This is a genomic window from Siphonobacter sp. (assembly GCF_048595215.1).
Taxonomy (GTDB): Bacteria; Bacteroidota; Bacteroidia; order Cytophagales; family Spirosomataceae; genus Siphonobacter.
Genome location: NZ_JBMDWJ010000263.1, coordinates 1 through 5,246 on the forward strand (window position 1 = coordinate 1; position 5,246 = coordinate 5,246).

At 49.6% G+C, this 5,246-nt stretch carries 6 protein-coding genes; 4 read left to right on the forward strand and 2 right to left on the reverse strand.

The features are described 5' to 3' along the window. Positions 1 to 438, forward strand: a 438-nt coding sequence (locus ACOJTG_RS16375; protein ID WP_420154810.1) for a UDP binding domain-containing protein, incomplete at its 5' end; no start/stop codon positions are given. A gap of 63 nt (positions 439 to 501) precedes the next feature. After that, on the forward strand, positions 502 to 1,509 hold the full coding sequence (locus tag ACOJTG_RS16380) for a UDP-glucuronic acid decarboxylase family protein (protein ID WP_420154811.1): 1,008 nt from the start codon (positions 502 to 504) through the stop codon (positions 1,507 to 1,509). Between the two features lie 63 nt (positions 1,510 to 1,572). Here ACOJTG_RS16380 and ACOJTG_RS16385 read toward each other — a convergent pair whose 3' ends face one another. Together ACOJTG_RS16385 and ACOJTG_RS16390 are read right to left on the reverse strand one after the other, a co-directional pair. Continuing rightward, positions 1,573 to 2,724, reverse strand: coding sequence for a hypothetical protein (locus ACOJTG_RS16385; protein ID WP_420154812.1), 1,152 nt, complete (start codon positions 2,722 to 2,724; stop codon positions 1,573 to 1,575). A gap of 223 nt (positions 2,725 to 2,947) precedes the next feature. Continuing rightward, on the reverse strand, positions 2,948 to 3,574 hold the full coding sequence (locus ACOJTG_RS16390) for a DNA polymerase III subunit psi (RefSeq protein ID WP_420154813.1): 627 nt from the start codon (positions 3,572 to 3,574) through the stop codon (positions 2,948 to 2,950). 166 nt (positions 3,575 to 3,740) lie between these two features. On the opposite strand from ACOJTG_RS16390, the gene ACOJTG_RS16395 reads away from it, so the two are divergent. Both ACOJTG_RS16395 and ACOJTG_RS16400 read left to right on the forward strand, forming a co-directional pair. Beyond that, positions 3,741 to 4,778: an agmatine deiminase family protein gene (locus tag ACOJTG_RS16395; RefSeq protein ID WP_420154814.1), complete on the forward strand. Its 1,038-nt coding sequence runs from the start codon at positions 3,741 to 3,743 to the stop codon at positions 4,776 to 4,778. A 50-nt stretch (positions 4,779 to 4,828) separates the two neighbouring features. Continuing rightward, positions 4,829 to 5,167 carry a n-acetylglutamate synthase gene (locus tag ACOJTG_RS16400; protein WP_420154815.1) on the forward strand — a complete coding sequence of 113 codons (339 nt, stop codon included), beginning with the start codon at positions 4,829 to 4,831 and terminating at the stop codon, positions 5,165 to 5,167. Positions 5,168 to 5,246: the final 79 nt, after the last annotated feature.

The following is a 5,246-nucleotide window of genomic DNA, read 5'->3' on the forward strand; positions in this document are numbered from 1 at the left end:
AAGACCAAGCTCATCCCGCACGTACTGGATTATTTTGGTGGAGACGTGAAAGGCAAGACGATTGCCATCTGGGGATTGGCCTTCAAACCCTACACCGATGACATTCGGGAAGCCCCGGCCCTCTACAACATCCGCGAGCTGATTGCTCAGGGTGCTCACATCAAAGCCTACGATCCCGAGGCGATGGAAAACGTAGCGAATCTTGCGGACATTGGCTCGAAGATCACCTTCACCAAGGATGCCTACTCAGCCCTGGTGGATGCGGATGCGTTGATGATCATGACGGAGTGGCCGCAGTTTCGATCGCCGGAGTTTGAGAAGATGGAAAGTCGTTTGAAGAACAAAGTCATCTTTGACGGACGCAACGTCTATGAACTCGAGGACATGCAGGAGAAGGGCTACACCTATTACTCCATCGGTCGCGAAAAAGTTAATTAATTGATTGCAAGAGAGGGAAGAACCACACATCTTTCCTCTTTTTTATATACTATTCACCTTTCTATGAAACGTGTACTCATCACCGGAGCAGCCGGTTTCCTGGGATCTCACTTGTGCGATCGCTTTATCAAAGAAGGTTACTACGTCATTGGGATGGATAACCTGGTAACGGGCGATCTCAAAAACATCGAGCACCTTCGATCCCTTCCGACGTTTGAATTCATCCATCACGATGTATCCAACTACATCGACGTACCGGGTGAACTGGATTATATCCTGCACTTTGCCAGTCCGGCTAGTCCGATTGACTACCTGAAAATTCCGATTCAAACGCTGAAAGTAGGTTCACTGGGCACGCACAACTGTCTGGGACTGGCCAAAGCCAAAGGTGCCCGTATTCTGGTGGCATCAACTTCGGAAGTATACGGTGACCCGCTGGTGCACCCGCAAACGGAAGATTACTGGGGCCACGTAAACCCCATTGGTCCCCGTGGTGTATACGACGAAGCCAAGCGTTTTCAGGAGGCCATCACCATGGCGTATCACCGGTACCACGGCGTAGAAACGCGGATCATTCGTATTTTTAATACCTACGGTCCCCGGATGCGACTCAATGATGGTCGCGTATTGCCCGCCTTCATTGGTCAGGCTCTGCGGGGTGAAGACCTGACGGTATTCGGCGATGGTTCACAAACTCGCTCGTTCTGTTACGTGGACGATTTAGTAGAAGGAATTTATCGCTTGCTGATGAGCGATTACGCCGAGCCCGTGAACATCGGTAACCCGGTTGAAATTACCATCAAGCAATTTGGTGAAGAAATCATCAAGCTGACGGGTACTAAACAACAACTGGTACTGAAGCCTCTGCCGCAGGACGATCCCAAGCAGCGTCGTCCGGATATTACCCGGGCTCGGGAAATTTTGGGCTGGGAGCCGCAAGTGACCCGCGAAGAAGGACTACGTCGTACGTACGAATACTTCAAGAGCCTGCCCGAAGAAGAACTTTATAAAGCGGCCAACTACCGTTTCGGTACACCTTATCAGGAAGGCAGCCACACGATAAGCAAATAAGCTAGACCTAGTAAAATGAAAACGCTAGTCGTAGGACTGGCGTTTTCATTTTACGGCCCTGAATCAATGATTACCGTTCATTCGCTGGGGAAGGGGATGACCATTGCGGACGGAACTACTCTCCAGTTTAGGTTCTCGGGAAACCTCAGAGGACGGAAGTTCGGTCAACGCGTACAACTGCTGGCGAAGTTGGTTTCGACGTTCCGTCAGTTCCGTCAGCGGTGTTAGGAAGCTAAGTTTGTTTTCCAGCGTTCCTTTCTGAATCAGGTGTTCGGAAAGACTGCCTTCGGTTTCTGCCAAACGTTGTTGCTTCTGCAGGCGGAGCTTACGTAAACGCTTGAGTTTCGGCCCCGCCTGTAGCCAGCGAAACCAGAAGCCCTGAAGAATCGGAAAAGATACGCCTAGACACACGGCACCGGCTACGGCAAACAGCACACCCGACAGTACGAACGAAGCCAGAGCAAACGGACTCGTAACCAGCCCCTGATTAAGTACATCCACCTGCTGCATCTGCTTTTCAACCTGCAAAATGGCCGAAGCTGACGTTTGATCGGCCTGCTGCAATTGCAGGTTTTTGATGTTCTGGGTAATAGCCTGCTTCATTTTATCCGTCCGATAGGCTTCGTACCGGAACCAGCCCAATACAAACAGCGTCAGTACGGAAAAGATAGCCAAGGTAATTTTGAAGGAAGCATACAGCTTCTGACTCTTCTCCTGATTCTGTAGGTACGGTCCTTCGATCAGCCGATCGTATACGGGTTTCAACAATACCGACACCATCGCCAGACCTACGGCGAAAAACCAGGCTTCCGTCGTATTTCGGATATTGAGGGCATAGGCTACAATTTCGTGCGAAATGATCAGGTCACCCGCTACGAAGGAAAGGCCCGCTACGAAATACAGCAGCCCCGCAAACAGCGAGTACTTTGGAGCGGCTTTCTTGTACCGCTCTTCCAGCGAAGCAATGTCGGCTTCCGTCTCGCTGACGCTCTGATTTTGTCGGGCAATGTCTTTATTGATACTATCGATCTTGACCAGATGCTGTTGCAGCGAACCGTACGTTTGTTGCTGATCTTGGCGGGTTTGCCGGATTTCCGTATCAAGTTCCTGTATTTCCTGCTGGATGAACGTACGCTGGTGCTGAAGTCGGTGCGACTCGGGTTGATAAGGAGGTTGGAATGAGTTGCCTTCGGGATGGATGGGTTCTTGTGCCATTCGTTTCTACGATTAATACATGGGTTAGATTTCTTCTGAAGAGTCAGAAGAAAAAAGTCCAATAGTAAAAAAGTAGAGTTGTTTCGTAGAAAGAACTAAGCTATGGGTTGGGAACAAGATCCGGGATTAGGCACATCCGTACCTATACAAACGTAAAAAAGGCCGGTTGCGTTGACTTCATTAGAAAAAAATATTGGTATGGTGTGAAAAGATGCAGTGAGACTTACGCCGTGAAGAGCTGTTTGAGCACCGTCCACAGGGCTTTTTTCTTAGCCTTGTCTTCGTGCAAATCTTTTAGATGATCCACCATAACAAAGTTGATCTCTTCAACAGGGCGTATCTGGTACGGCATCAGAAAGACCTGAATACCCATTTTTTTGAGCGGTACACCGAAACTAAGCACGTGATGAACTGCCTTGCTACTCAGCAGAGACTGGTACTGGGACAGCAGCGTTTGGGAAACGTCCAGCAAATCGACGGCTTCCAGCGAAAGCCCAACGGATTTAAGAATGTTCTGCAGCAAATCGAGGTCTTTCTCATTCGGATTATCCGTGAGTACCAGGAGTTGATGCTGGAAACGGAGGGGAGCAGGTTCCGGCGTTTGAACGAGAGCTGGTTTTTCGGTAGGTGTCACCACTACGGGTGTGGGTGCTGGTGGAGCAGGTTCCTGTACCTCTGGGGTCGGTTGGGGAGCTTCGACGGGAACGGCCGCTACCGGAACGGCTGTTTGTGGTACCGCCTGCAGGGGTTCAGCCTCCGGCATAGCTGGAACGTGTTCCGAATCAATTAAAAAGAGTTGTTCGTTGGAAAAAAGCTGTTGTAAAAATGCCGGATTGGGTGAACCATTCATCATGTTTCAAAATTACATCCTTGCGATCAAACTCACGGCACTTGTGATCCGACAAATTCACATTCGGTGATTCGGCTCTGAATACGTGCACCTGCTGAAAAGCTCGAAGAAAGCGTATCTTTGCGGCCTCATTCCGAACGTCATCGTCGGTAATTTTTGTACTTGAATGACACCTAAAGAACAAGGTTTTTTCTTTCCTGCCGAGTGGCACCCGCACCGGGCTACCTGGCTTACGTTTCCGCATAACGACCATTCCTGGCAGGGCGACAAACTCGCTGGTATGCGTCCGCAGTACATTCAATTCATTAAGGCTATTGCACAGGGCGAAAAAGTTTGTATTAACGCCAATAGCGAAGCCCTTAAAACGCAGATTATCGGCTGGTTAACCGAGGCTGGCGTTGATCTCAATCAGATTGAATTTCTGATTAACCCTACGAACGATGCCTGGTGCCGCGACCACGGTCCGGCATTTCTGATTAACCCCGAAACCAAACAACGCCAGATTGTAAACTGGGGCTATAACGCCTGGGGTGGCAAGTATCCGCCGTATTCAGATGATGATGCACTGCCCGTTAAAATTGCTACGTATCTGAATTTGCCTTACGTATCACCGGGCGTCATTATGGAAGGTGGATCGGTTGAATTCAACGGAGCGGGAACGGTATTAACGTCTAAATCATGCTTACTCAACCCGAACCGAAACCCCCATTTATCGCAGGGGCAGATCGAAAAATACCTGTGTGATTATTACGGCATGGAGCAGGTGTTATGGGTGGAAGACGGCATCGTTGGGGATGATACGGACGGGCACATTGATGATACCACTCGTTTCGTAAACGAAGATACGGTCGTAGCCTGCGTAGAAACGGATCGGAATGATGAGAACTTTGAAGTGTTGAATACCAATCTTCAAATGCTCAAAGAAATGCGACTGTTGAATGGCAAGCAACTGAATATCATCGAACTGCCCATGCCTAAACCGGTGTACATCAACGATTTCCGTACGCCGGGTAGTTACGCCAATTTCCTGATTTGTAATGCGGGCGTCATTGTGCCGGTATTCGACAATCCCAACGACCAGCGGGCGATTGATATTCTGGAGCAGGCGTTTCCCGACCGTAAAGTCATTCCTTTGCTGGCCAATGAAATCATCTGGGGGCAGGGAAGTTTCCACTGTCTGAGCCAGCAGGAACCCTTAATCTAAAGCTTCATCGCTGTCCGTCGCGTCAGACGGACAGCGTTTCTTACTATCGCATGATTGATTACAATAATCGGCAGTTTCGTACTGTGACTAATACCGAAAATGGCGAAGTCAGTAGCGAAACCCGTTTTCAGTACCACCAGGAAGGAAACCTGATTTGGGCTGAGTATGCCGGAGGATCGGTACGTAAGGGTTCTATCATTGGATCGGTAGATGCCCAAGGCCAGATTGACATGGTCTACCAACACCTCAATACGACGGGTGAACTGCGTACGGGTCGCTGTCATTCCATACCGGAAATCCAGGAAAACGGGAAGATTCGGCTGCACGAAACCTGGCAATGGACTTCCGGCGATACCTCTTCCGGTACTTCGATTATTGAAGAATGCTAACCCATGCGACTCTCTTTTTTACAAGTACTGGTGGTAGGCTGTCTGCTGGTACTGAGTGCCTGTACGAGCCAAAAGCGGC

What these genes read in the sequence shown, in the direction of transcription:
- ACOJTG_RS16380 (WP_420154811.1), top strand. Translation starts at nt 502, where the DNA reads ATGAAACGTGTACTCATCACCGGAGCAGCCGGTTTCCTGGGATCTCAC.
- ACOJTG_RS16395 (WP_420154814.1), top strand. Translation starts at nt 3,741, where the DNA reads ATGACACCTAAAGAACAAGGTTTTTTCTTTCCTGCCGAGTGGCACCCG.
- ACOJTG_RS16400 (WP_420154815.1), top strand. Translation starts at nt 4,829, where the DNA reads ATGATTGATTACAATAATCGGCAGTTTCGTACTGTGACTAATACCGAA.
- ACOJTG_RS16385 (WP_420154812.1), bottom strand. Translation starts at nt 2,724, where the DNA reads ATGGCACAAGAACCCATCCATCCCGAAGGCAACTCATTCCAACCTCCT.
- ACOJTG_RS16390 (WP_420154813.1), bottom strand. Translation starts at nt 3,574, where the DNA reads ATGAATGGTTCACCCAATCCGGCATTTTTACAACAGCTTTTTTCCAAC.